This is a genomic window from Pseudomonas sp. URMO17WK12:I9, from assembly GCF_900230165.1.
GTDB classification, from domain to species: domain Bacteria; phylum Pseudomonadota; class Gammaproteobacteria; order Pseudomonadales; family Pseudomonadaceae; genus Aquipseudomonas; species Aquipseudomonas fulva.
This window is the reverse complement of the sequence record NZ_OCMQ01000003.1, coordinates 233,819-254,334: the sequence shown is the minus strand read 5'-3', so window position 1 is coordinate 254,334 and position 20,516 is coordinate 233,819. Positions and strand designations below refer to the sequence as shown.

Here is a 20,516-nt window from a genome sequence, read left to right as displayed (position 1 = left end):
CTGAACGGACGCTAGCTTTAACCTGAAGCGATTTATGGAATCTTGATACCCAACGCATTCAGCGATGGCGTATCCATCCGGCCATTCACGGTCAGCCCACTGTCCATCTGAAAGGCCATCAACGCACCTCGTGTCGCCTTGCCCATCACCCCATCAATGGTGCCTTGGTAATACTGGCGCACCATCAGCGCGGTCTGCACACGGGTGACCAGGTTGCTTTTTTGCTCATTGGTCGCGCGGCTCTTTGAAGTGCTCGAACTTGTCCCGCTGGTAGTGCCAGACGACTGATAAAGGCTGTTGCTGCTTGAGGTGCTGCTCGAAGCACTCGGCGCGCTGTAGCTTCGGGTACTGGTAGCAGGTGGGCTGTAGTAGCGAGGTGCGCTATAGCCACCCGAGCCGCTGTAGTGAGAACTGTGCGAACTGTGGGACCGGTGTGAACTGTGTGAGCGATGTGCTGCATAGATGTTGACGGCATCTGGCGCATTGAGCGTATCGGTAAATACCGGGGGCTGAAGCTTGTCATTGGGTTGCCAGTTCGCATCGGCCAGTGACAGATGTCCCGGCTGTGCCAGGGTAGTACCTGCCATTGGCAGCAGGCTGATCCCACTGATCAGGACTTTCCAGCGTTCGAGCAATTTCACTGTGCACTCCTTGCATAGGCACTGAAGGCCTCGGTCGATAGTGGTTGTACGCCGCGGCTCTGCCAACGGTCGGTATGGGATTTGAAAAAGCCAGAGCAATGTTTGACGGCAGCGCATTGCTGGCAGGTTTCGATGAACAGGTTTTTCCAGTCCGAGATGCTCTGGCGGGCGAAGCGCGAGAGGTGGGACGGGATCAGGCACAGGGGCAAGTTGTAGATCGAAACCGGCACGCCACGGTTGGACAGGAAATACACGGTCTGGGTCAACGACCCTTGATAGTCCAGCGGGTCAATCCACAGTTCTTCATAGTTCTTCCTCGCCAGGCCGGTACTTTCGATGCCCATCAGCGCAACATGCCGCACGAAGGGCAGGTTTCTGAATACATAGTGGGCGAGCTCTGGCAAGCGTGGTGTGGTCAGGCGATTGAGCACCACGCGAATTTCGATGATCTGGTTGGCCCGCGACAGGTTATAAAGACCTTGCAGGGTTTCGCTGAACGCGCCTGGGGCCTGCACCACATGGTCATGGTCTTCGGCATTGTCGGCGTACAGGGGGATGCCCCAGCTCAACTGAGGGTGACCGATTGCAGAGAGCGCTGCGATCCAGCTTGGGTCTCGGAACAGGCGCCCGTTACTGAGCACATGAATGGATTTCTGCGGCAAAACAGCTTTGCACTTGGCCAGGATTTCCAGCAGGCCATCGCGATAAAGTGTTGGTTCTCCGCCGCTGATACCTAGATTTTCCTCGCCCGGATCCATCAGGTCGATCAGCCGTAGGTTTTCTTCAATGTGCCAACGGTCATCGATATCCTTGGGCGGCTGCGAGCACATCAGACAGAGGCTGTTGCAACGATCGGTCATGAACAGCAGGTTGCTGTCCGAGCCTCGTCGATAGAGCACTCGCACCAACGTGTTGCCTGGAGTGATGGCAATGACATCGCCGGGCTGCACGACATCCGCATCCTTGGGAGTGTGCAGGTATGGCCGCGCGCTGTCGAAGTCGCCGATCAATGGCTCCGGGATCAGGAACCCACCTACTGGCAGCGAGAGCAGATGCGGGCTGCGTAGCCGTTCTTCGTTTGGCAGCCAAAGCAGCAGGTCATCGAACGCGGCAGTTCCGGCGCAAGCAGCCAGGCCGTGTTCGATGAACTCATCCAGCGTGATGACCTTGAGCAGTTTCGGCTCATTCAGGTGATGGATTTCGAAGTGGGTATCTTTGCGCAGCATCGCAATCAGCCCCTGTAACCCGGGATCCGGACATCGCTGTAAGAGCGCCTGTTCAACCAGGACAGCAGCACCCTCTGCACGTTGTCGTCGCCATCGCGAAGCAGGCCGAAAAGATGCTTCAGAAGACCCATGTTCTTCTTGCAGAAGCTGCTGAACGCTCGATGTCCGATCGGGTCAGCGTGGCGAGCATAGTGTTCGATGGGGTCAGCACCACAGTACGGGACAAGCGCGCAGTCGGAGCAGCCCGGCAGCGCCTCTGCTATTCCACTGGCGAGCAACGCATTCATAACTGGCGATGCGAGCAATGCTGACAAAGGTTGCTGCACGGTGCCGAGCCTCAAGCCGTCTTCACCCATTTCCAGCAGCATTCGGGCTTCGTCCGAGGGATAGACGTAACCGTCATAGTTATAAACCAGCGCCGCAGTGCCAGCGCCAGCAGGGGACCGCAGGTCTACGTAGCCGGAGGAGAAGGGTGTCAGGATATTTTTCAGCAGCAGGCTTGTATAACTCTCTGAGATATATACGCCCTGTTGGTTGATATGCAGCAAATAGGCCAGTGCCTTCTTGTAGAAGGCCAGGTATCGCTCAATAGGGTAATCAAGTCGATGGGCACTCTTGGTGGCAAACCCATAAGGGCTCAGAGGCCGAAGCGAAATGCTGGAGAAGCCCTGGCTTACATACTCATCGATGATCGCTTCAGGTTGTTCGAGGCTTCTTGAAGTTAGCGTGGTCAGCGCGGAAACTGCATCATGGCCAAGGCGCTCACGGACCCACTGGATACCTTTTACAGTGCGTTCGTAGGAGTCTCGTGACGGGGTAGGGCGGTTGGCATTGTGTAAGGGCGCCGGCCCATCGAGCGAAGTCGAAAACTGGATGCGATTTTGTTCTGCGAAGTCGAGTATTTCCTCCGTCAGGTGGTGCAGCGTGGTGGTGATGACGAACTGGATATCCCTTTGTTCGACCACGTTCCGTTCAACGACCCATTCGACAATCTGGCGGACGCGCTCGAAGGCCAGTAGCGGCTCGCCACCCTGAAACTCCACAGTCAAGGCGGGAGCGTTCGATTCGAACAGGCGATCGACCGCCGGCTGTGCATCTGCTTCCGATAGATCGTGGCCGGATCCTCCCAGAGGGGCCCTCGATACCTGGCAGTACTGGCAGGTGTGGTTGCAGCGCAATGTAACCACGAACAAGTGCAGTGCAGGGCCCTGGAAGAGGAAGTCCTTTCGGCTCCGATATTGCGCGGCCATTTCCGGGAACGGATCGTGGCGGCCTGGTTCGTAGATGAAGTGGCGGGCCAGCAGGTCCTTGTAAAAAGGCGTACTTGCTTGAAGGTCGAAGTAACTGAGGGCTCGTAATTGCGCGTCGTTCACGTGCATGTACTCACCGGTATCGGAGGTGAGCAGGATGTCACGCTCATTTCCCGTGTTCATGCGCATGAATCGAAAAGGCAGCAAGCGGTAGTGCTTGGCGTCTGTCGCAATCAGTGTCACTGTGAAATACCACGTCCAGCGAGCGCGGCTCGGGCCAGGGCTTCGCGCAACCCTACTGTTTCGCGGTTGATATGGTCGCGTAGGGCGAAGTCGTTCAGATGCTGAAGGATCAGCGAGTGAGCTTGCTCCGGGGAAAGCGTTAGCCTTGCTTCAGCGGGGTGGGCCGTGAGGCTTATCTGATTGGCTTCAATACCGACCTGGATCGTGACAGTGTCGGCCAGGGAATAAGCGGCGCGTTGCACCACGCTGAGCGGGTAGGCTGCACTGTCGAGTTTTAGCGTGACTGGCCATGTCATCGGAACCGGTCCTTCAAATCCGTTGGGAGCGTGTGGATTTTGCCGGTTGACGAGGCATTATGCCATCATAATTTTTTACATTTGCACGCATTTGTCCAGCGTGGCGGGTGGTGAGCTCACTACGGCTCGGTCATTGAGACGGGGTAGGGTCGCGGGTTCAAATCTCCCTCAGTCCACCCATTGCCATCTATAACCTGCTTGGCCTCAGGCTAGGGGCATCCTTTTCAATCCATCCATAGCATGCCGTCATATATGCCCACCAATGTAGCAATCCACTGGAAGTACATAGAGCTCCATGGTTTGTGGAAAGGCAGGAATGATCAGCCGAACAGCCTATCCGGCGGCGACTAGAGACTCTCAGGATCCCCAAAAAACATCTGAATCCTAGACCGTAACCACCGCTCCGCCGGGTCATTGTCCTGCGCCCCACGCCAGGCCATGTGCAATTCAAAGCTGCGCACGTCCAGTGGCAGCTCTTCAGCCCGCAACCCACCGGCCGCCGTCAGGGCATCGGCCGTGTAGTCAGGCACGGTGGCGACAATGTCGGTGCCGGCCAGCAGGCTGCCCAGGCCATTGAACTGCGGCACGGCGAGGACCACGTGGCGCTTGCGCCCAAGCGCCTGCAAGGCTTCGTCGATAAAACCCGACAGGTCCCCGGCGAAAGACACCAGGGCATGGGGCCGTGCGCAGAAATCATCGAGGCTGATGCTGCCCGGTACGCTGTCGGCACGCAGCAGCTTTGGCCGGCTGCGGCGCAGCACTTTGCGCTTGGCATTGGCCGGGAGTTCGCTGGTGTAGCTGACGCCAACCGAGATTTCGCCGGAGGCCAGCAGGGTGGGCATCAACAGGTAATTGACGCGTCGTATCACCAGCACGATGCCTGGCGCCTCGGCGCGTACGCGCTTGAGCAACTGCGGCAGCAGGCCGAATTCGGCATCGTCCGACAAGCCGATGCGAAACACGGCGTTGCTGGTGGCCGGGTCGAACTCGGCCGCTCGGCTGACGGCCGTGGAAATCGAATCCAGCGCGGGCGAAAGCAGGGCGAAGATTTCGTTGGCGCGGGCGGACGGCTCCATGCTGCGCCCAGTGCGCACGAAAAGCGGATCATCGAACAGGTTGCGCAGGCGCGAGAGGGCGGCGCTGATGGCGGGCTGGCCGAGGAACAGCTTCTCCGCTGCACGGGTCACGCTTCGCTCATGCATGAGCGTTTCGAACACGATCAGCAGGTTGAGGTCTACGCGACGCAGGTCGTTTCGATTCATCGGGGCGCTTCGCCAGAAAAGGAGCAGGGGTGAATATTAAGGCCAAAGGCTGGTAATCTGCACCCATCCAGGGGGCCAATAGCAGGGAAAATGCGGGGCCCAATCGATGACAGGCATGTCGACTATTAATGACCGCGGCTGGTCCGATGCGTAAAGCCCGGATAGAGTCAGTGGCAATTGATGTTTCACTAGGCGAGGTAGGCGATGTCCCGCATGATTCGGTTCCACAAGTTCGGCGCTGCGGATGTGCTCCGTTGCGAGGAGCAGGCCGAGCCGATGCCTGCCGCCGGTGAGGTACAGATCCGCGTCGAGGCGATCGGTGTCAGCTGGTACGACGTGCTCTGGCGCCAGAACCTGGCGTCCTCCCGTGCCCGGCTGCCAGCCGGTATAGGTCATGAAATGGCCGGCGTGGTGACGGCGGTGGGCGATGCGGTCGACGACATCGTGGTCGGAGACAGGGTCGCGAGCTTCCCAGCCACCAGTGCCAACGATCACCCCGTGTACGGTGACGTTATCGTCTTGCCCCGTTCAGCCATCACCCGCTATCCGGAGGTGCTGACACCGATTGAAGCGAGCGTGCATTACACGCCATTGCTGATCGCCTATTTCGCGTACGTCGATCTGGCCCGTGCAAAAAGTGGGCAGACGGCATTGGTTACCGATGCCAGTCATTGCGCGGGACCGGCGTTCGTGCAGTTGGGCAAGGCGCTTGGCCTGACGGTGTTTGCTGCGACCAAGGATGGCGAGCAACGTGATTATCTGCTCGGCCTGGGCGCTGACAAGGTGATCGTCACCGAGGAGCAAGACCTGGTGATGCAGGTAGGCAAGTACACCGAGGGTCGCGGTGTGGACATGGTGCTCGATGGCCTGGGTGGGCCGCAGATGTCGTTGCTCGGTGATGTGTTGGCCCCGCGTGGCAGCCTTGTGCTGTATGGCCTGCAAGGCGGCAACCAGACCCCATTTCCGGCCTGTGCTGCGTTTCAGAAGAACATTCAGTTCTATGTACACTGCATTGGCAATTTTACGGGCAAGCCTGAACTGGGCATCAGCCAGGACCAAGTGGCTTTGCACAGGGCGTTGCGCGATATCAACCAGTTCACGGCCGACAAGCTGCTCACCCCGCAGATCATCAAGGTGTACCCGTTCGAGCAAGTGGTCGACGCCCATCGCTACATGGATCAGTGCCCTTGCGGTGGGCGCGTGGTGCTGGACCTGATGCCTGCCTGACAGGCTGTGCGCGCAATGATGGCTCGCTTCATTAGGCGGGCGTCCACAGGTCGTCGCCGACCGCATCGGGCTTGACCCGCCGATATCTATCCCAACGTTCAGCTGTCGTCGGCGTCCTGGCCGGCGGCGACTGACTGTTCCTGGCCATTCACTCGGTTTGGCAAGTGGCCGGCGATCCTGTGCATGAATTTTATAAAAGGATAATTCCTACAACGCACCAAGACTGATACTACATAAAGTTTCAGTGTCATGGAGTTTGGGAAATATCTCGCCTCTTATCTTTGATTGAAGTCTTCAAGTTTCAAGGTCAAGCTGTCGTTTCAACAGCTCTGACTACTTTTTTTCCCCTGATCTGTATCTTCAATTCTTCTGTTGCATATCGATAATGGCGCAATGACAGTTTACGCAAGGAGCGTGATATGAGCAGGGCTGAGCTGGCTGGGCAATGGCGTGAAAAGCCGGTGTGCCATGGGTATGCGGTGAGGGCTTCCGGCGTGTGTCGACAGTGAAGATGAACTTCGTTGTGCGTGGACTGTAACGACCATTCGGAATATCCCGGCCAGGGTTGATGCCGAGTGCTTGTGCATCGACTGGCCGCATGAACTGGACGAGGTAATATCGTGACGGCTATTCACGATCAGGCAATGCATCATATTTATCGGCAAGTGCTGGAGCGCTTGTTGAACCATATGTCCCAATCACAACGTGCTTCCTTGCAGTTGTTGATTCAGCGATTGCTGATAGCTGCCGGAGGCGCTGAATATATCGGGACGTTTCGTGTATTGGCTCTGCATGGCAACGACCGCCGTAGTGCCAGATTGCTGGCCATGCTCCGGGCTGCGCAATTGAGCATCGCCACACGCGGGCCGGTCACCTTCCAGTTGCGTGTGTTAGTGATCAGTCAACCCGCTCCTGGTTCTCACACCCTGGTATGTCACGAGCGTGCGTTCAATGCCTTGTTCCTCCAGGATGATCCACGCGTTGAGCTGCTCATGGTCCAGGGTCGGGCGGTCAGACCCTTTTCGCGAGACTGGGTGCCCAGCAGGGACGACGTCCCTCTGGCCAGCACTGCCATGCTGCTGTTGGGGCATCTGGCAGGTGCCAGGCCCGAGGGATTGTTGGGCGCTTGGCTTTATCTGGACCTGGCAAACACATTCAGCGAGGCCGTGCAGTTCCAAACACCTGTCGACGTGATGATCACGGCAATACCGGCTCAAGAGCGGCATCGTTTTCTGGCCTGGTTCCGGCGCATCTTGCACCTTGCCGGCGAAAGCGGCTTGCCCGAGGCGCAGCATTGCCTGGCTGCGTTGGCTGACGGGCTCGCTCAACTGGGCCAGCGGCTGGAGGGTGTTGGTGGCCAGGAAATCAGGCCGACAGGCCGGCAGGAGCAGGTACGCACGCCACTGCGGGTCATGGCGATCGATGAGCTTCTGGCAGACTTGCTTGAAGGACAGAAACTTGAATCGATGCTCGGCAATCCGTGCGCAGTGCCGCAGGATGCCTATCCATTGGGGGCTTTCGTGGATCCTGAGGCGTTGGCGCAGGTGCACCAACTGCAGGCCCGCGCTCAGCAAGCCCAGGGGTGCAGGCCCGCATTGTCGCTCAAGCATCAGGTGGACAAACCGGGCCGGGGCCGCACTGGGCAGGTGGGCGGCGTGTGGGGGTTGAGCCACGATCAGCTGATGTGCTTGCTGTTCACACCCTTTGCTCGCAGGGGTAAGCATTTGGAGCGCTTCCTCAAGTGCCGGCATACCGACATGCTGGTGGCATTGCCCTACCTGCATCACGCCTTGCGCGGCGAGCCATGTCCACAAGCCGTGAAGGCTTGGCTCGTCAATGTCAGTGGCTTGCCTGTTGCACAGCTGCGGGCCCTGTATGAAACCAACTTGCCTGCCTCGGCCATGCGCGTGTTGAGGCACCTGGCCCGGCGTGACATCAACTTGCGTCTGCTGTGCCAGGCGCCCTTGCCGGCGCAAGGCTGCGACGTGGAGCGGCCGTGATGCCGCAGGCCCCGCATCGCGAGTTTGCCTATCGCAAGGTCTACCGGTACATCGAAGCACTCATTGATCAATCGCCGCCCGGGCAACGGCAGCGTTTGCCCTCGCTGCGAGGCCTTGCTTCGAGGCTACGGGTGTCGCTGGGCACTGTCCAGCATGCCTATAACCTGCTGGAGGAGGCCGGTCGTGTTGAGCGTCTGCCCAGGTCGGGCTACTTCGTGCACAGTGCATCAAGCAGCGAGGTGGCCCTCACGCCCCGGCAACCGCCGGTATTCGAGCCATCGCTGTTCGAGCTGAACTTGCACAATCATGAACGCCGGCTGGCGCGTCAGCGGCTGCGAGCCATGGGCTGGGGTCAGGACCCGGGCAGCGTGAGATTGCGTCAGGCGCTTGCCGAGCGCTACACCCATTCCAGCAGCCGCTACTGGTGCGCCAAGGATGTGCACGTGGCGCCGGACCTCACTGCGTTGCTCGATACCGTGTGGGCAGCGCTTGAGCTCAAGCATGCGGCAGTGGTGGTTCATTCGCCTTGCTGCTGGCAGCTATTGCAGGCGCTCGCTCGCACCGGGGTGCCCGTGCTTGAGGTGCCAGTGGATACTCGGGGTGATCTCAATCTGTATGCGCTGACCTGTCTGTTGGAAAGCGAGCCAGTGGGGCTTGTGGTGCTGCCCTCCTGTCTGAGCACGCCACAAGGCCGGCTGGTGACCTCGGCGGGCCAGCAGCAGTTGGGCCATCTGCTCTCGCGGTATAGGGTATGGGTGCTGGAAAGCGACCTGGACAGCGAGCTCTGTCACGCAGGCCCGCCTGTCATCCGCCAGCGAGACTGGGTGGATGTCAGGCAACTGCTGGTGGTGGGTGGGTTCGAGGCAGTGCTTGGGCCCGAGGCCCCGTATGCCTACGTGTTAGGACCGACCGGTGCCCTGACCAGAGGCTTCTGCGAACGGGCTTTCCGCTTGCCACCCTTACGCATGCAAGCGTTGGCCTGCATGTTGGACAAGGGGGAGGTGGATGCACAATGGGCCCGGCTTCGCCAGGCCCTGCAACGCCGTACCCGAACATTGGCACGCGTGCTCGCGTTACGCTTTGGGCCACAGCTGCAACTGCGCTTGCCCGACGGTGGCGGCTTGCTCTGGGCAAGGTTGCGCCAGCCTGTCCATTGGGATTCCATCAGTAAGGCCCTGGCCGGTACGCCGCTGCATGCCATGCCTGGCAAGCACTTCAGCTTGCACGGCCGCTTTCAGCATCATCTGGCCTTGGGCTGGACGGGTGATGACCCGGTAGAGCTACAGATTGCCGTCGATCGACTGGCTCAGGTCGCCGGGCACCCTTGATGACCGCCCCAGGCCTGCATCGGCCATGCTGCCAGGGCGCGAAGATGCACGGCCCGACCCGCGGCACTTGTCACACGCGCTAGTCTGTATGTATAACCAGTACCCCGTAAAGCTGCCGTCCGACCGATTTCCGTGATTGCCCATTCTGTCGAAGATCCGTTGTATTACCTGCATAACTTCCGCCAGGTCCTGTGCTGGGTGGGTCAGCGCTATGCAGACCTGCTCGATCTGAGCGAGCAGGCGTTCATCGCTACGTTCGCCGAGCTCGACGCACCTGCACAGGCGATCATGGTGCGCATGGTCATGCGCAAGGGTGAGCTGTTTCGCGATGATCGCCTGCAGTATGCCGAGGTTGGTGATATCGGGCAGGCGCTGGCACCTTTGATGGGGCTTGGCTGGGTGTGCGAGCCCGAGCACTTGACCCTGGAGCAGTTGTTCACGCTCTTGCGCAAGGATGAACTGGCGCAGTGTTTCGCAACGCAGCTCAGCCGGCCGCGTGCGGCCAAGCATGAGTTGCTGGCCGAGCTGCAAGCATTGGAGCTGGCGCCCCGTTCTTTGCGCCAATGGTTCGCCCACAGCGAACTGCGTATCGTGCAGTGGTGCCGACAGCCGGTCTGTGACCGGATCCGGCTGCTGTTTTTCGGCAATCTCTATCAAGACTGGTCGGACTTCGTGCTGGCCGACCTGGGTGTATTGCGCTTCGAGCAGGTAGCGTTCAGTGCTGACTCGCGGGCCTTGCACCAGCGCTCGGAGGTTGACCTGGCGCTAGCGCTGCACCAGTGCGCCGAGCGTCTTGAGGAGGGGGCCGATACCGCTTCGGTCCTGGCGACACTGCAAGGCTTGCACAGTGGCAATGCATGGCTGGCCAGGCGCCGGGCGCGGTTACTGTTCGCGCTGGGCCAGCAGTGTGAACGCAGGGGCGAATGGGATCAGGCCATGGCAGTGTACGCCCAGTGCGCCCACCCCCAGGCGCGCATTCGTCAAGTACGCGTACTGGAACGCACGCAGTCCTGGGAGCAGGCCCATGCCCTGGCCTTGCAACTGGCAGCAGCGCCGGCCAATGCGCTCGAGGTACAGGCGCTGGAGCGCATGTTGCCGCGCCTGGCGCGCAAGCTTGGCGGGCCACCTCAGCGTCGCCAGCGCCTCAAGCCAGTCGAGTTGATCGAGCTGGAACTGCCCAGGGCCCACGCCGAGCTTGGCGTTGAGGAAGCGGTGCGACAGCACCTGGCTGCGTCGGGTGGCGAAGTGCACTATGTGGAAAACACCTTGTTCAACAGCTTGTTCGGCCTGTTGTGCTGGGAGGCTGTGTTCGCCCCGGTTCCAGGGGCCTTCTTCAACCCGTTCCAGTCGGCGCCCCAAGACCTGCACGACAGCGACTTCCAGCATCGGCGCAGCGACGTGTTCGAGCGTTGCCTGAGCCGGCTGGACGACGGTACGCATCGGCAAATCATTCGGGACTGCTATGCCACCAAGCGCGGTCTGCAATCGCCGTTCGTGTTCTGGGGCATGCTTAATGAAACCCTGCTGGACCAAGCCTTGGGCTGCTTGCCGGGCGCTCATTTGAAACAATGCTTTTTGAGGCTGCTGCAGGACATCCGCAATAACCGCACCGGCATGCCGGACTTGATTCAGTTCTGGCCGGAGCAGGGCAGCTACCGCATGGTGGAGGTCAAGGGGCCGGGTGATCGCCTGCAGGATAACCAGCTGCGTTGGCTGGAATTCTGCCGCCTGCACGGCCTGCCGGTTGCGGTGTGCCATGTGCGCTGGAGCGAGGCGGCGTGAGCTACAGCGTGGCCGTACGGGCGTTGTGTGAGTTCAGCGCCAAGGTGGGTGACCTGGACCTGCGCTTCACGCCGTCGCCCACAGCCCAGGAAGGCATCGAAGGCCATCGGCGCGTGGTCGCACGGCGGGGCGCGGGCTATGAATCGGAAATCGCCTTGGAAGGTCAGTTCGAAACCTTGCGCGTGCGCGGACGCGCCGACGGCTATGACCCGGCCTGCAACCGCCTCGAAGAAATCAAGACCCACCGTGGTGACCTGGCTCGTCAGCCTGACAATCATCGCCAATTGCACTGGGCTCAAGCCAAGGTCTATGGCTGGCTGCTGTGCCAGGCGCGTGGCCTGGCAGCCCTAGATGTCGCCCTTGTATACCTGGACGTCGACAGTGATGGGCAGACGCTGATCACCCAGCACTGCACAGCGACGGATCTGCAGGCCTTCTTCGACGACCAGTGCCAGCGGTTTCTGGCCTGGGCTCACGGTCAGCAACGGCGCATTGCGCAGCGCGACCAAGGGCTACTGGCGCTGCGTTTTCCCTATCCGCAGTTTCGTCAAGGGCAGCGACAGCTGTCTGAGACCCTGTACAAGGCCGTGAGCACTGGCCGCTGCCTCATGGCCCAAGCCAGCACTGGCATCGGCAAGACCCTGGGAACGCTGTTTCCCCTGCTCAAGGCCATGGTGCCGCAGCAACTGGACAAGCTGTTCTTTCTGACAGCCAAGACACCGGGACGCGCGCTGGCCCTTGATGCACTTCGTCAACTGACCGACACCCAGGCCCAGCCCGGCCTGCGCACGCTGGAGTTGATCGCCCGCGACAAGGCCTGCGAACACCCGGACAAAGCCTGCCATGGGGAGTCATGCCCGTTGGCGGCGGGCTTCTACGACAGGCTCCCCGCTGCACGCGAAGCCGCCGCTGCCCAGCCCTTGCTCGACCGCAGCAGCCTGCGCGCAGTGGCATTGGCCCACCAGGTATGCCCGTATTACCTGGGGCAGGAAATGGCGCGCTGGGTCGATGTGCTCATTGCCGACTACAACTACTATTTCGATGCCCACGCCTTGCTCTTCGGCCTGGCCCAGGCCAACCAGTGGCGTACCGCCGTATTGGTGGACGAGGCTCATAACCTGGTCGATCGAGGCCGCAGCATGTACAGCGCCAGCCTCGATCAGGGCCAGCTGCAGGCGTTACGCCAGCGCAAGCCGGCCGGGCTGACCACGGCGCTGGACCGTTTGAACCGGCAGTGGAATGCGCTGCACAAAGAGCAGCGCGCACCGTACCAGGCCAGTGACGTGTTGCCCCAAGCGCTGCTGCGCGCACTCCAGCAATGCATAAGCCTGATCCAGGAGCAGATGAATCAATCCCCGGCGCATACCGATCCGCAACTGCTGCAGTTTTTTTTCAGTGCGTTGCAGTTCAACCGGGTGGCTGAACTGTTCGACGAGCATTTCATGTTCGACATCAGTGTGCGCAACGGCCCACGCAACAAGCGCTATTCCACACTGTGCCTGCGTAACGTCAACCCGGCGCGGCTGCTCTCGCCCCGCATGCAGGCGGCCCGCAGCGTGACCCTGTTTTCAGCCACCCTGAGCCCCCGACGCTTCTACCACGACCTGCTGGGCATGCCGGCGGACACCGCCTGGCTCGAGGTGGCCGCACCGTTTCGCGCCGAGCAGCTGCAAGTGCGCATCGCAAGCCAGGTTTCCACGCGTTATCAGCAGCGCAGCGCCTCGTTAGCGCCAATCGTCGAGCTGATTGCGCAGCAGTACCAGCGCCTTCCCGGTAACTACCTTGCCTTCTTCAGCAGCTTCGAATACCTGCAGCAGGTGGCGGAGTTGCTGGCGCGCCAGCACGGGCAGATCCCCCTCTGGTCGCAAGCGCCAGGCATGGACGAGGGTGAACGTCAGGCGTTCCTGGACCGATTCGTCGAAGGCGGGCGCGGCATAGGGTTTGCGGTATTGGGCGGGGCCTTCGGTGAAGGTGTCGATCTGCCGGGAACGCGCTTGATCGGCGCATTCGTGGCCACCTTGGGTCTGCCCCAGGTCAACCCGATCAACGAGCAATTCAAGCAGCGACTTGGGCGCCAGTTCGGCGCCGGGTTTGACTATGCCTACCTGTATCCAGGTGTGCGCAAGGTCATCCAGGCCGCAGGCAGGGTCATCCGGGGCGACCAGGACCGCGGAGTGCTGGTGCTCATCGACGAGCGCTTTGCCGAACCCCGCGTCCAGCAGATGTTCCCAGGCTGGTGGCCGCCAGCGATTGCCTGACCCTACTGCTTGGGCCCGATTCCTCAACTGATGAAAAGGCGGCTTTGAGGCCCTGCGTTCGTTCTGGTCGAGCCTTTGCGGTAAGATCAGCGACCACACCGATCCGCAATCCGTTGTATTGGAGGGCGGTTGAGCGTGTCAGGTTCGCAGTGGCCTGGCCCGTGCGCTGTCTCGAAAGCCTGAGAATGGGTAGCCTGCACTCATCGCCCGCCTGCGCTGCAACACTGCTACAGGATTTATGTTTTGTCCGAACTTCCGAAAAACCCGCTCTTGCAGTACATGGACCGGCTGGCGCCCTCCAGTCAGCAGACCATGCGCTATATCCTCCAGGACGCTGCCGACCGGCTAGGGTTCGTGGACTGCAACCTGGTCGATGTGCCGTGGCACCAGCTTGAGCCTGGCCATGTGATAGGGCTGGTCGCCGCGCTTCGCAGTGATGGTTTTGCGCCCAACAGCTCGTCACTGTATGTCAATGCCATTCGCGGCGTCATGAACGAGGCCTGGCGACAGGGCCTGATCGACCACGAGCACCTGCTGCGCATGCGCGAAGTCAAACCTGCCACTGGCTCGCGACTACCGCCTGGTCGCAACCTGCGGCGCAGCCTGATTCGTGAACTGATGGATGTGTGCGCCGCTGACCCGCGCCCGCAGGGGGTTCGTGACGCCGCCATCATTGCCTTGTTGTACGGCACTGGCATGCGCAAGTCGGAATCGGTGGACATCGATCTGAACCAGGTGGATTTCGAGGCCCGCAGTTTGCAGGTGGTGGGCAAGGGCAATCACCAGCTGATCAAGTACGCCCCGCCCTGGGCCTTCGAGAAACTGCAGGCCTGGCTTGACCTGCGGCGCGCTGACTTGCCTGCCGGCGCCGAGGACGATCCGTTTCTGTTCAACCGTATCCGGCGGGGCAACCACATCACCCGGGCCCGGATCACCAAGCATGCGATCTACTACATTGCCCGCCAACGCGGCACGCAGGTAGGCGTGAAGATCATGCCGCACGATTTTCGTCGGGCCTTCATCACGCGGGTCATCGAAGAGCACGACCTGTCCATCGCTCAGAAGCTGGCGCACCACGCCAACATCCAGACCACTGCCATCTATGACCGGCGCGATGACAATGAACGTCGGCGTGCTGTGGACCGCTTCGACTACTGAACACGCCCATCCTTTGTCCTGAGGATGGCAGACCCTACGCCCATGGCCACGAGCACCTCAATAGCGCTCGTGGTTGCCCCTGCCTAGTGCACGCGATATCGGGCTGCCCGATGCGGGCGCAGCTGTCTGATATCAGCGTCTGTGACTGATCCACTGAATTGGCCCATTCCCTGCTAAGTCCACTTCGAGAATATTGATCGAGTGGTCAGGCAGGGGCGGGCAGCCGTTCCCGCCCAATGCCCTCCCAACGGCTACCAGGCCACGCATTACAAGGGCTGCAGGATGATGCTCGCAGAGCCGCTGAATACATTGGATGACCCGAGCGGGTGGAGCGCTCATCTGCAATTGCGTTTCGTCCTACGTGAGGGTGTGACCCGCCTTGGTGCGCGCCGGCATTTCGGACCTCTTTTGGTGCAACGGCCATTCTATCCAGAAGGTGCGCCATGCCATGTCTATGTCCTGCATCCGCCAGGCGGCATCGTTGCCGGTGACCGGTTGGAGTTGGACATCAGCCTGGAACCCGGTAGCCACGCACTGCTCACCATGCCGGGGGCGAGCAAGTTCTACCGCAGCGTGGGGCCGACGGCGCGCCTGACCCAGCGCTTTCGCCTAGCAGCGGACAGCACACTGGAGTGGCTGCCGCAGGACAGCATTTTTTTCAATGGTGCCAAGGCAACGCTCGAGAGCCGCTTCACCCTCGAAGCAGGTGCTCGACTGCTGGCCTGGGAAACCCTGTGCCTGGGCAGGCCGGTCATGCAGGAGCGCTTCGAGCAAGGCGCGCTCGACAGCCTGCTGAACATTGAGCAGGCAGACGAAATCGGCTTGCACGAACGCTTGCGGGTGCGCGGTGGACGCCTGGAGAAGCTCGGCGGTCATCCGTTGCTGTCAACCTTCTGCGCTGCGCCCGCCAATCAAGACACCCTCGAGGCCGTACGCCCGCAACTGGATGGGCTAGGTATCCCGGCAGGCGCGACGTTGCTCGGCTCGCTGCTGGTGATTCGCCTGCTCGATCACGATAACCAACGCCTGCAACACACCCTGCAACGCCTGTGGCAAGTGCTGCGTCCGGCCGTCCTGGGGCTGTCCGCCTGCCCGCCACGCATCTGGGCCACCTGAAGAGAGTACCGATGGAGCTGACCCCTAGAGAGAAAGACAAACTGCTGCTGTTCACCGCCGCATTGCTGGCCGAACGGCGCCTGGCCCGTGGCCTGAAGCTCAATTACCCGGAGGCGGTGGCGCTGATCAGCGCGGCGGTGCTCGAAGGAGCACGCGACGGGCGAACGGTCGCCGAGCTGATGAGCCTCGGCCGTGAGGTGCTGACCCGCGAGCAGGTCATGCCCGGCATCGCCGAGATGCTGCACGACGTGCAGGTAGAAGCAACGTTTCCCGATGGCACCAAGCTTGTGACGGTGCATGACCCCATTGTCTGAAACCCCACCGGAGCCCCTGATGATTCCAGGTGAAATCCAGGTCGCCCTCGGCGACATCGAGCTCAACAGCGGCCGTGCCACCGTCAGCGTGAGCGTTGCCAACCACGGCGACCGCCCCGTGCAGGTCGGGTCGCATTACCATTTCTACGAGGTCAACGCGGCCCTGGTTTTCGAGCGTGGCCCTACCCGCGGGTTTCGCCTGGACATTCCGGCAGGTACCGCCGTGCGTTTCGAACCCGGCCAGGCTCGTACCGTGCAATTGGTCGCCTACGCCGGCAAGCGTGAGGTGTACGGGTTCCAGGGCAAGGTCATGGGGCCTCTGGAGGGTGAAGCATGAGCCGACTGTCTCGCCAGGCTTATGCCGACATGTTCGGGCCCACGGTGGGGGACCGGGTACGCCTGGCTGACACCGAGCTGTGGGTGGCCGTCGAAAAGGATTACACCCTGTACGGTGAAGAAGTGAAGTTCGGCGGCGGCAAGGTCATCCGCGACGGCATGGGCCAAGGGCAGATGCTGGCCGCCGAGGCCATGGATCTGGTCCTTACCAATGCGCTGATCATCGACCACTGGGGCATCGTCAAAGCTGACATTGGCATCAAGCAGGGCCGCATTGCAGGCATTGGCAAGGCCGGCAACCCTGACGTGCAGCCAGGCGTCACCTTGCCAATCGGCCCCGGCACCGAGGTGATTGCGGCCGAAGGCAAGATCGTCACCGCCGGCGGCATCGATTCGCACATCCATTTCATCTGCCCACAGCAGGTGGATGAAGCCTTGAACAGCGGCGTCACGACCTTCATTGGCGGCGGTACCGGACCTGCCACCGGCACCAATGCCACCACCTGCACACCAGGCCCCTGGTACCTGGCGCGTATGCTCCAGGCAGCTGACAGCCTGCCCATCAACATCGGGTTGCTGGGCAAAGGCAATGCTTCGCGGCCAGAGGCGCTGCGCGAGCAGATCGCCGCCGGGGCTGTGGGGCTCAAGCTGCACGAGGATTGGGGGTCGACCCCCGCGGCCATCGACTGTTGCCTGGGGGTGGCCGAGGAGATGGACATCCAAGTGGCTATCCATACCGACACCCTCAACGAGTCCGGCTGCATCGAAGACACCCTGGCCGCCATTGGCGAGCGCACCATCCACACCTTTCATACCGAAGGGGCTGGCGGGGGGCATGCGCCCGACATCATCCGGGCAGCGGGGCAGCCCAATGTACTGCCGTCCTCGACCAACCCGACCTTGCCCTACACGGTCAATACCGTGGATGAGCACCTGGACATGCTGATGGTCTGCCACCACTTGGACCCGAGCATTGCAGAAGACGTCGCCTTCGCCGAGTCGCGTATCCGGCGCGAGACCATTGCGGCCGAGGATATCCTGCATGACATGGGCGCCTTCGCCATGACGTCTTCCGATTCCCAGGCCATGGGCCGGGTCGGGGAAGTCGTGCTACGCACCTGGCAGGTGGCGCACCAGATGAAAAAGCGTCGCGGACCCCTGGCGCCTGATACGGCCTACAGCGATAACTTCCGGGTCAAGCGCTATATCGCCAAGTACACCCTCAACCCTGCAGTCACCCACGGGATCGCCCATGAGGTCGGCTCGGTCGAGGCGGGCAAACTGGCAGACCTGGTGTTGTGGTCACCGGCGTTTTTCGCGGTCAAGCCCGCGTTGGTGATCAAGGGCGGCATGATCGTCACTGCGCCCATGGGCGACGTCAACGGCTCGATTCCAACGCCGCAACCGGTGCACTACCGGCCGATGTTCGGCGCCCTGGGCGCGGCCCGCCATGCCACACGCATGACCTTCCTGCCACAGGCCGCAATGGACGACGGCCTGCACCAGGCATTGAACCTGCGCAGCCTGATCGGGGTGGCCCACGGCTGCCGACGGGTGCGCAAGGCCGACATGATCCACAACACCCTGCAACCGGTGATCGAAGTCGACGCCCAGACCTATCAGGTCAGGGCCGACGGTGAACTGCTGGTATGCGAACCGGCCACCGAGCTGCCGCTGGCGCAGCGCTATTTCCTGTTCTGAAGGAGTTCCGATGCTAGTCCTTACCCGTCGTATCACCGACCCCGGTACTCATGCCCAAACCGGCACTGTCACCCTGGATGTGGACAGCCGCATCAAAAGCCGTTTGCGGGTAACCCTGGACGATGGCCGCGAAGCGGGCTTGATGCTGGAACGGGGTCACCTGCTGCGCGGCGGAGAACTGCTGGCAGATGCCACCGGTAGCCAGTTGATCCGAGTACAAGCCGCGCCCGAAGCAGTCTCGACCGTGCGCTGTGCGGACCCGCACCTGCTTGCACGCGCCGCCTATCACCTGGGGAATCGACACGTACCCCTGCAAATCGAGCCTGGCCTGCTGCGCTTTCAGCATGACCATGTGCTCGATGACATGCTGCGTGGCCTGGGCCTGACAGTGGAAGCCGAACAGGCGCCTTTCGAACCGGAGGCCGGCGCCTACCAGAGTGCGCCACATGCCCATGGCCATGGGCATCCCTTCGTGCGCCTGCCTGCTCATTCCTGACCCTGTTGGAGCTACCTATGAAAAAGATGTTCGCGTTGTTGCTGCTGATGCTGGCATTGCCGGCTTTCGCCCACCCGGGCCACGATACCCACCCGCTACAGGACGGGCTGTTGCACCCACTGACCGGGCTGGATCACCTGTTGATGCTGCTGGGTACAGGCGTGTTAGCGGCGCTCACCGGCCGCACGTTGCTGCTCCCCCTGGCCACATTGGCGGCGATGTTCGCCGGGGCTGTAGGGGGGCACGTGTTCGGCAATGTGCTGGGCATGGAAACCCTGATTGCTGGCTCGCTGGTGGTGGCTGGTGCAGCAATGCTGCTGCCAGCAAGGCAACTGCTGCTGGCCCTGGCCATGCCGGTGTTCGCGCTGTTCCATGGCTGGGCGCATGGGGTGGAGGCGACGCCTAGCGCGTTCTGGCAGTTCAGCGCAGGTTTCGTTGCAGTGAGCGGCCTGTTACTGGCCTGTGGCTACGCCGCAGGCCTGCTGCTGCGTCGTCATGCGCGGCTGCAGAAAGCGTTCGGCGGTGGGCTGTTGGCCGGTGCAGCCCTGGTGCTGGCCGGTTGATGAGCACCGATCTGGCGTTGCTGCGATTGTTGCAGCTGGCAAGCCCCGGCTTGCCAGTCGGGGGCTTCACTTACTCGCAAGGCCTGGAATGGGCAGTTGAAGCAGGGTGGGTCAAGGACACGGCTGGCTTTGCAGCCTGGCAACGCGAACAGGTCCAGGACACCCTCGCGTGCCTGGACTGGCCCGTGCTTGTCCGCCTATACGACGCCTGCCTGGCCAGCGATGCCCAGGCTTACGCCCGCTGGTGCCGGTTCTTGCTGGCCAATCGCGAAACCGCAGAGCTGCGCCTGGAAGAGGGACAGCGCGGGGCCGCGCTGGCGCGCCTGCTCGACGGTTGGCAACTGGCACAGGTCCCGGCCTGGCGTGACAGCCTAGGGCTCACCCAGCTCGGTGCCATGGCCTGGCTGGCTGTGCATTGGGCGATTCCCTTGCGCCAACTGGCCATGGGCTACGGCTTCGCCTGGCTCGAAGGGGCGGTGATGGCCGGCGTCAAGCTGGTGCCGTTCGGCCAACAGGCTGCCCAGACCCTGCTGCATGCGCTCAGCAACGACCTGCCCGACGCATTCGATCATGCACTGACCCTTGGCGACGACCAGCTTGGCGGCGGCTTGCCGCTGCTGGCCATCGCATCGTCGCGTCACGAAACCCAATACACCCGTTTGTTCCGCTCTTGAGGACTGCCTGAATGCAAAGCTATCAACAACCCCTGCGTGTCGGTGTGGGTGGCCCTGTGGGCTCCGGCAAGACCGCATTGCTCGAGGCGCTGTGCAAGGCCATGCGCGATCATTACCAGATCGCGGTGGTGACCAACGACATCTATACCAAGGAAGACCAGCGTATTCTGACCGAAGCCGGCGCACTTGAGCCTGAGCGCATCGTGGGCGTGGAAACCGGCGGCTGCCCGCACACGGCCATTCGTGAAGATGCGTCGATGAACCTCGCAGCCGTCGAGGAGCTGGCGCGCAAGTTTGGCAACCTTGAAGTCATCTTTGTCGAAAGTGGCGGCGATAACCTGAGCGCCACGTTCAGCCCCGAGCTCGCGGACCTGACCATCTACGTGATCGACGTCGCCGAAGGGGAGAAGATTCCGCGCAAGGGCGGACCCGGCATCACCAAGTCGGACTTCCTGGTCATCAACAAGACCGACCTGGCACCGTACGTTGGGGCTTCACTCGAAGTAATGGAGCGTGACACCCAACGGATGCGGCCCGAGCGGCCCTGGACGTTCAGCAACCTGAAAAAAGGGGAGGGGTTGCAGGCGGTGATCGACTTCATCATCGAGCGAGGCATGCTCGGCGTGCGGACCTGACTCCGCTTGA

Annotated in this window: 19 protein-coding genes; 14 read left to right on the top strand and 5 right to left on the bottom strand. The window is 61.5% G+C overall.

The annotated features are described in order from the left end of the window. Positions 1 to 32: 32 nt before the first annotated feature. The 5 genes from hxsA to CRP40_RS08815 all read right to left on the bottom strand — a co-directional run bounded on the left by hxsA (position 33) and on the right by CRP40_RS08815 (position 4,918). Complete coding sequence (gene hxsA, locus CRP40_RS08835; protein WP_027915521.1) at positions 33 to 641, bottom strand: His-Xaa-Ser repeat protein HxsA; 609 nt, start codon at positions 639 to 641, stop codon at positions 33 to 35. Next, positions 638 to 1,873, bottom strand: coding sequence for a His-Xaa-Ser system radical SAM maturase HxsC (hxsC, locus tag CRP40_RS08830; RefSeq protein WP_027915522.1), 1,236 nt, complete (start codon positions 1,871 to 1,873; stop codon positions 638 to 640). Before hxsC ends, hxsA begins: the two co-directional genes overlap by 4 nt. Then, a complete protein-coding gene (gene hxsB / locus CRP40_RS08825; protein ID WP_027915523.1) occupies positions 1,873 to 3,360 on the bottom strand; it encodes a His-Xaa-Ser system radical SAM maturase HxsB in 1,488 nt (495 codons plus the stop codon). The genes hxsC and hxsB overlap by 1 nt, the downstream gene beginning before the upstream one ends. Continuing rightward, entirely contained in the window at positions 3,357 to 3,656 is a 300-nt protein-coding gene (gene hxsD / locus CRP40_RS08820) for a His-Xaa-Ser system protein HxsD (RefSeq protein ID WP_027915524.1), read from the bottom strand. Before hxsD ends, hxsB begins: the two co-directional genes overlap by 4 nt. 347 nt (positions 3,657 to 4,003) lie before the next feature. Continuing rightward, a complete protein-coding gene (locus CRP40_RS08815; protein ID WP_023533541.1) occupies positions 4,004 to 4,918 on the bottom strand; it encodes a LysR family transcriptional regulator in 915 nt (304 codons plus the stop codon). Positions 4,919 to 5,122: 204 nt separating this feature from the next. Here CRP40_RS08815 and CRP40_RS08810 point away from each other — a divergent pair, with 204 nt between their 5' ends. From CRP40_RS08810 to ureG, 14 genes are all read left to right on the top strand, one after another. Beyond that, on the top strand, positions 5,123 to 6,145 hold the full coding sequence (locus tag CRP40_RS08810; protein ID WP_027915525.1) for a zinc-dependent alcohol dehydrogenase family protein: 1,023 nt from the start codon (positions 5,123 to 5,125) through the stop codon (positions 6,143 to 6,145). 620 nt (positions 6,146 to 6,765) lie between these two features. Beyond that, positions 6,766 to 8,145, top strand: a complete 1,380-nt coding sequence (locus tag CRP40_RS08805) for a hypothetical protein (protein ID WP_027915526.1) — start codon at positions 6,766 to 6,768, stop codon at positions 8,143 to 8,145. Continuing rightward, a complete protein-coding gene (locus CRP40_RS08800; RefSeq protein ID WP_027915527.1) occupies positions 8,145 to 9,473 on the top strand; it encodes a GntR family transcriptional regulator in 1,329 nt (442 codons plus the stop codon). The genes CRP40_RS08805 and CRP40_RS08800 overlap by 1 nt, the downstream gene beginning before the upstream one ends. 132 nt (positions 9,474 to 9,605) lie before the next feature. Further along, positions 9,606 to 11,255, top strand: a complete 1,650-nt coding sequence (locus CRP40_RS08795) for a VRR-NUC domain-containing protein (RefSeq protein WP_027915528.1) — start codon at positions 9,606 to 9,608, stop codon at positions 11,253 to 11,255. After that, a complete protein-coding gene (locus CRP40_RS08790) occupies positions 11,252 to 13,513 on the top strand; it encodes an ATP-dependent DNA helicase (protein ID WP_027915529.1) in 2,262 nt (753 codons plus the stop codon). The genes CRP40_RS08795 and CRP40_RS08790 overlap by 4 nt, the downstream gene beginning before the upstream one ends. 243 nt (positions 13,514 to 13,756) lie before the next feature. After that, positions 13,757 to 14,671 carry a tyrosine-type recombinase/integrase gene (locus tag CRP40_RS08785; protein WP_027915530.1) on the top strand — a complete coding sequence of 305 codons (915 nt, stop codon included), beginning with the start codon at positions 13,757 to 13,759 and terminating at the stop codon, positions 14,669 to 14,671. Between the two features lie 282 nt (positions 14,672 to 14,953). Continuing rightward, positions 14,954 to 15,787, top strand: a complete 834-nt coding sequence (locus CRP40_RS08780) for an urease accessory protein UreD (RefSeq protein ID WP_027915531.1) — start codon at positions 14,954 to 14,956, stop codon at positions 15,785 to 15,787. Between the two features lie 11 nt (positions 15,788 to 15,798). Beyond that, complete coding sequence (locus tag CRP40_RS08775) at positions 15,799 to 16,101, top strand: urease subunit gamma (protein ID WP_003253929.1); 303 nt, start codon at positions 15,799 to 15,801, stop codon at positions 16,099 to 16,101. A gap of 19 nt (positions 16,102 to 16,120) precedes the next feature. Beyond that, positions 16,121 to 16,438, top strand: a complete 318-nt coding sequence (locus CRP40_RS08770; protein WP_027915532.1) for an urease subunit beta — start codon at positions 16,121 to 16,123, stop codon at positions 16,436 to 16,438. Next, positions 16,435 to 18,138 carry an urease subunit alpha gene (gene ureC / locus CRP40_RS08765; protein ID WP_027915533.1) on the top strand — a complete coding sequence of 568 codons (1,704 nt, stop codon included), beginning with the start codon at positions 16,435 to 16,437 and terminating at the stop codon, positions 18,136 to 18,138. Before CRP40_RS08770 ends, ureC begins: the two co-directional genes overlap by 4 nt. A 10-nt stretch (positions 18,139 to 18,148) precedes the next feature. Then, on the top strand, positions 18,149 to 18,634 hold the full coding sequence (ureE, locus tag CRP40_RS08760) for an urease accessory protein UreE (protein ID WP_027915534.1): 486 nt from the start codon (positions 18,149 to 18,151) through the stop codon (positions 18,632 to 18,634). A 17-nt stretch (positions 18,635 to 18,651) separates the two neighbouring features. Then, positions 18,652 to 19,197 carry a HupE/UreJ family protein gene (locus tag CRP40_RS08755; protein ID WP_027915535.1) on the top strand — a complete coding sequence of 182 codons (546 nt, stop codon included), beginning with the start codon at positions 18,652 to 18,654 and terminating at the stop codon, positions 19,195 to 19,197. Then, on the top strand, positions 19,197 to 19,871 hold the full coding sequence (locus CRP40_RS08750) for an urease accessory UreF family protein (protein ID WP_027915536.1): 675 nt from the start codon (positions 19,197 to 19,199) through the stop codon (positions 19,869 to 19,871). The genes CRP40_RS08755 and CRP40_RS08750 overlap by 1 nt, the downstream gene beginning before the upstream one ends. Positions 19,872 to 19,882: 11 nt before the next feature. Next, complete coding sequence (ureG, locus tag CRP40_RS08745) at positions 19,883 to 20,506, top strand: urease accessory protein UreG (protein ID WP_027915537.1); 624 nt, start codon at positions 19,883 to 19,885, stop codon at positions 20,504 to 20,506. Positions 20,507 to 20,516: the final 10 nt, after the last annotated feature.

Bases quoted from the DNA above. Each gene is read 5' to 3' on its own strand.
- hxsD (WP_027915524.1), bottom strand. From the start codon at position 3,656: ATGACATGGCCAGTCACGCTAAAACTCGACAGTGCAGCCTACCCGCTC.
- CRP40_RS08815 (WP_023533541.1), bottom strand. From the start codon at position 4,918: ATGAATCGAAACGACCTGCGTCGCGTAGACCTCAACCTGCTGATCGTG.
- CRP40_RS08810 (WP_027915525.1), top strand. From the start codon at position 5,123: ATGTCCCGCATGATTCGGTTCCACAAGTTCGGCGCTGCGGATGTGCTC.
- CRP40_RS08800 (WP_027915527.1), top strand. From the start codon at position 8,145: ATGCCGCAGGCCCCGCATCGCGAGTTTGCCTATCGCAAGGTCTACCGG.
- CRP40_RS08780 (WP_027915531.1), top strand. From the start codon at position 14,954: ATGATGCTCGCAGAGCCGCTGAATACATTGGATGACCCGAGCGGGTGG.
- CRP40_RS08775 (WP_003253929.1), top strand. From the start codon at position 15,799: ATGGAGCTGACCCCTAGAGAGAAAGACAAACTGCTGCTGTTCACCGCC.
- CRP40_RS08770 (WP_027915532.1), top strand. From the start codon at position 16,121: ATGATTCCAGGTGAAATCCAGGTCGCCCTCGGCGACATCGAGCTCAAC.
- ureC (WP_027915533.1), top strand. From the start codon at position 16,435: ATGAGCCGACTGTCTCGCCAGGCTTATGCCGACATGTTCGGGCCCACG.
- ureE (WP_027915534.1), top strand. From the start codon at position 18,149: ATGCTAGTCCTTACCCGTCGTATCACCGACCCCGGTACTCATGCCCAA.
- CRP40_RS08755 (WP_027915535.1), top strand. From the start codon at position 18,652: ATGAAAAAGATGTTCGCGTTGTTGCTGCTGATGCTGGCATTGCCGGCT.
- CRP40_RS08750 (WP_027915536.1), top strand. From the start codon at position 19,197: ATGAGCACCGATCTGGCGTTGCTGCGATTGTTGCAGCTGGCAAGCCCC.
- ureG (WP_027915537.1), top strand. From the start codon at position 19,883: ATGCAAAGCTATCAACAACCCCTGCGTGTCGGTGTGGGTGGCCCTGTG.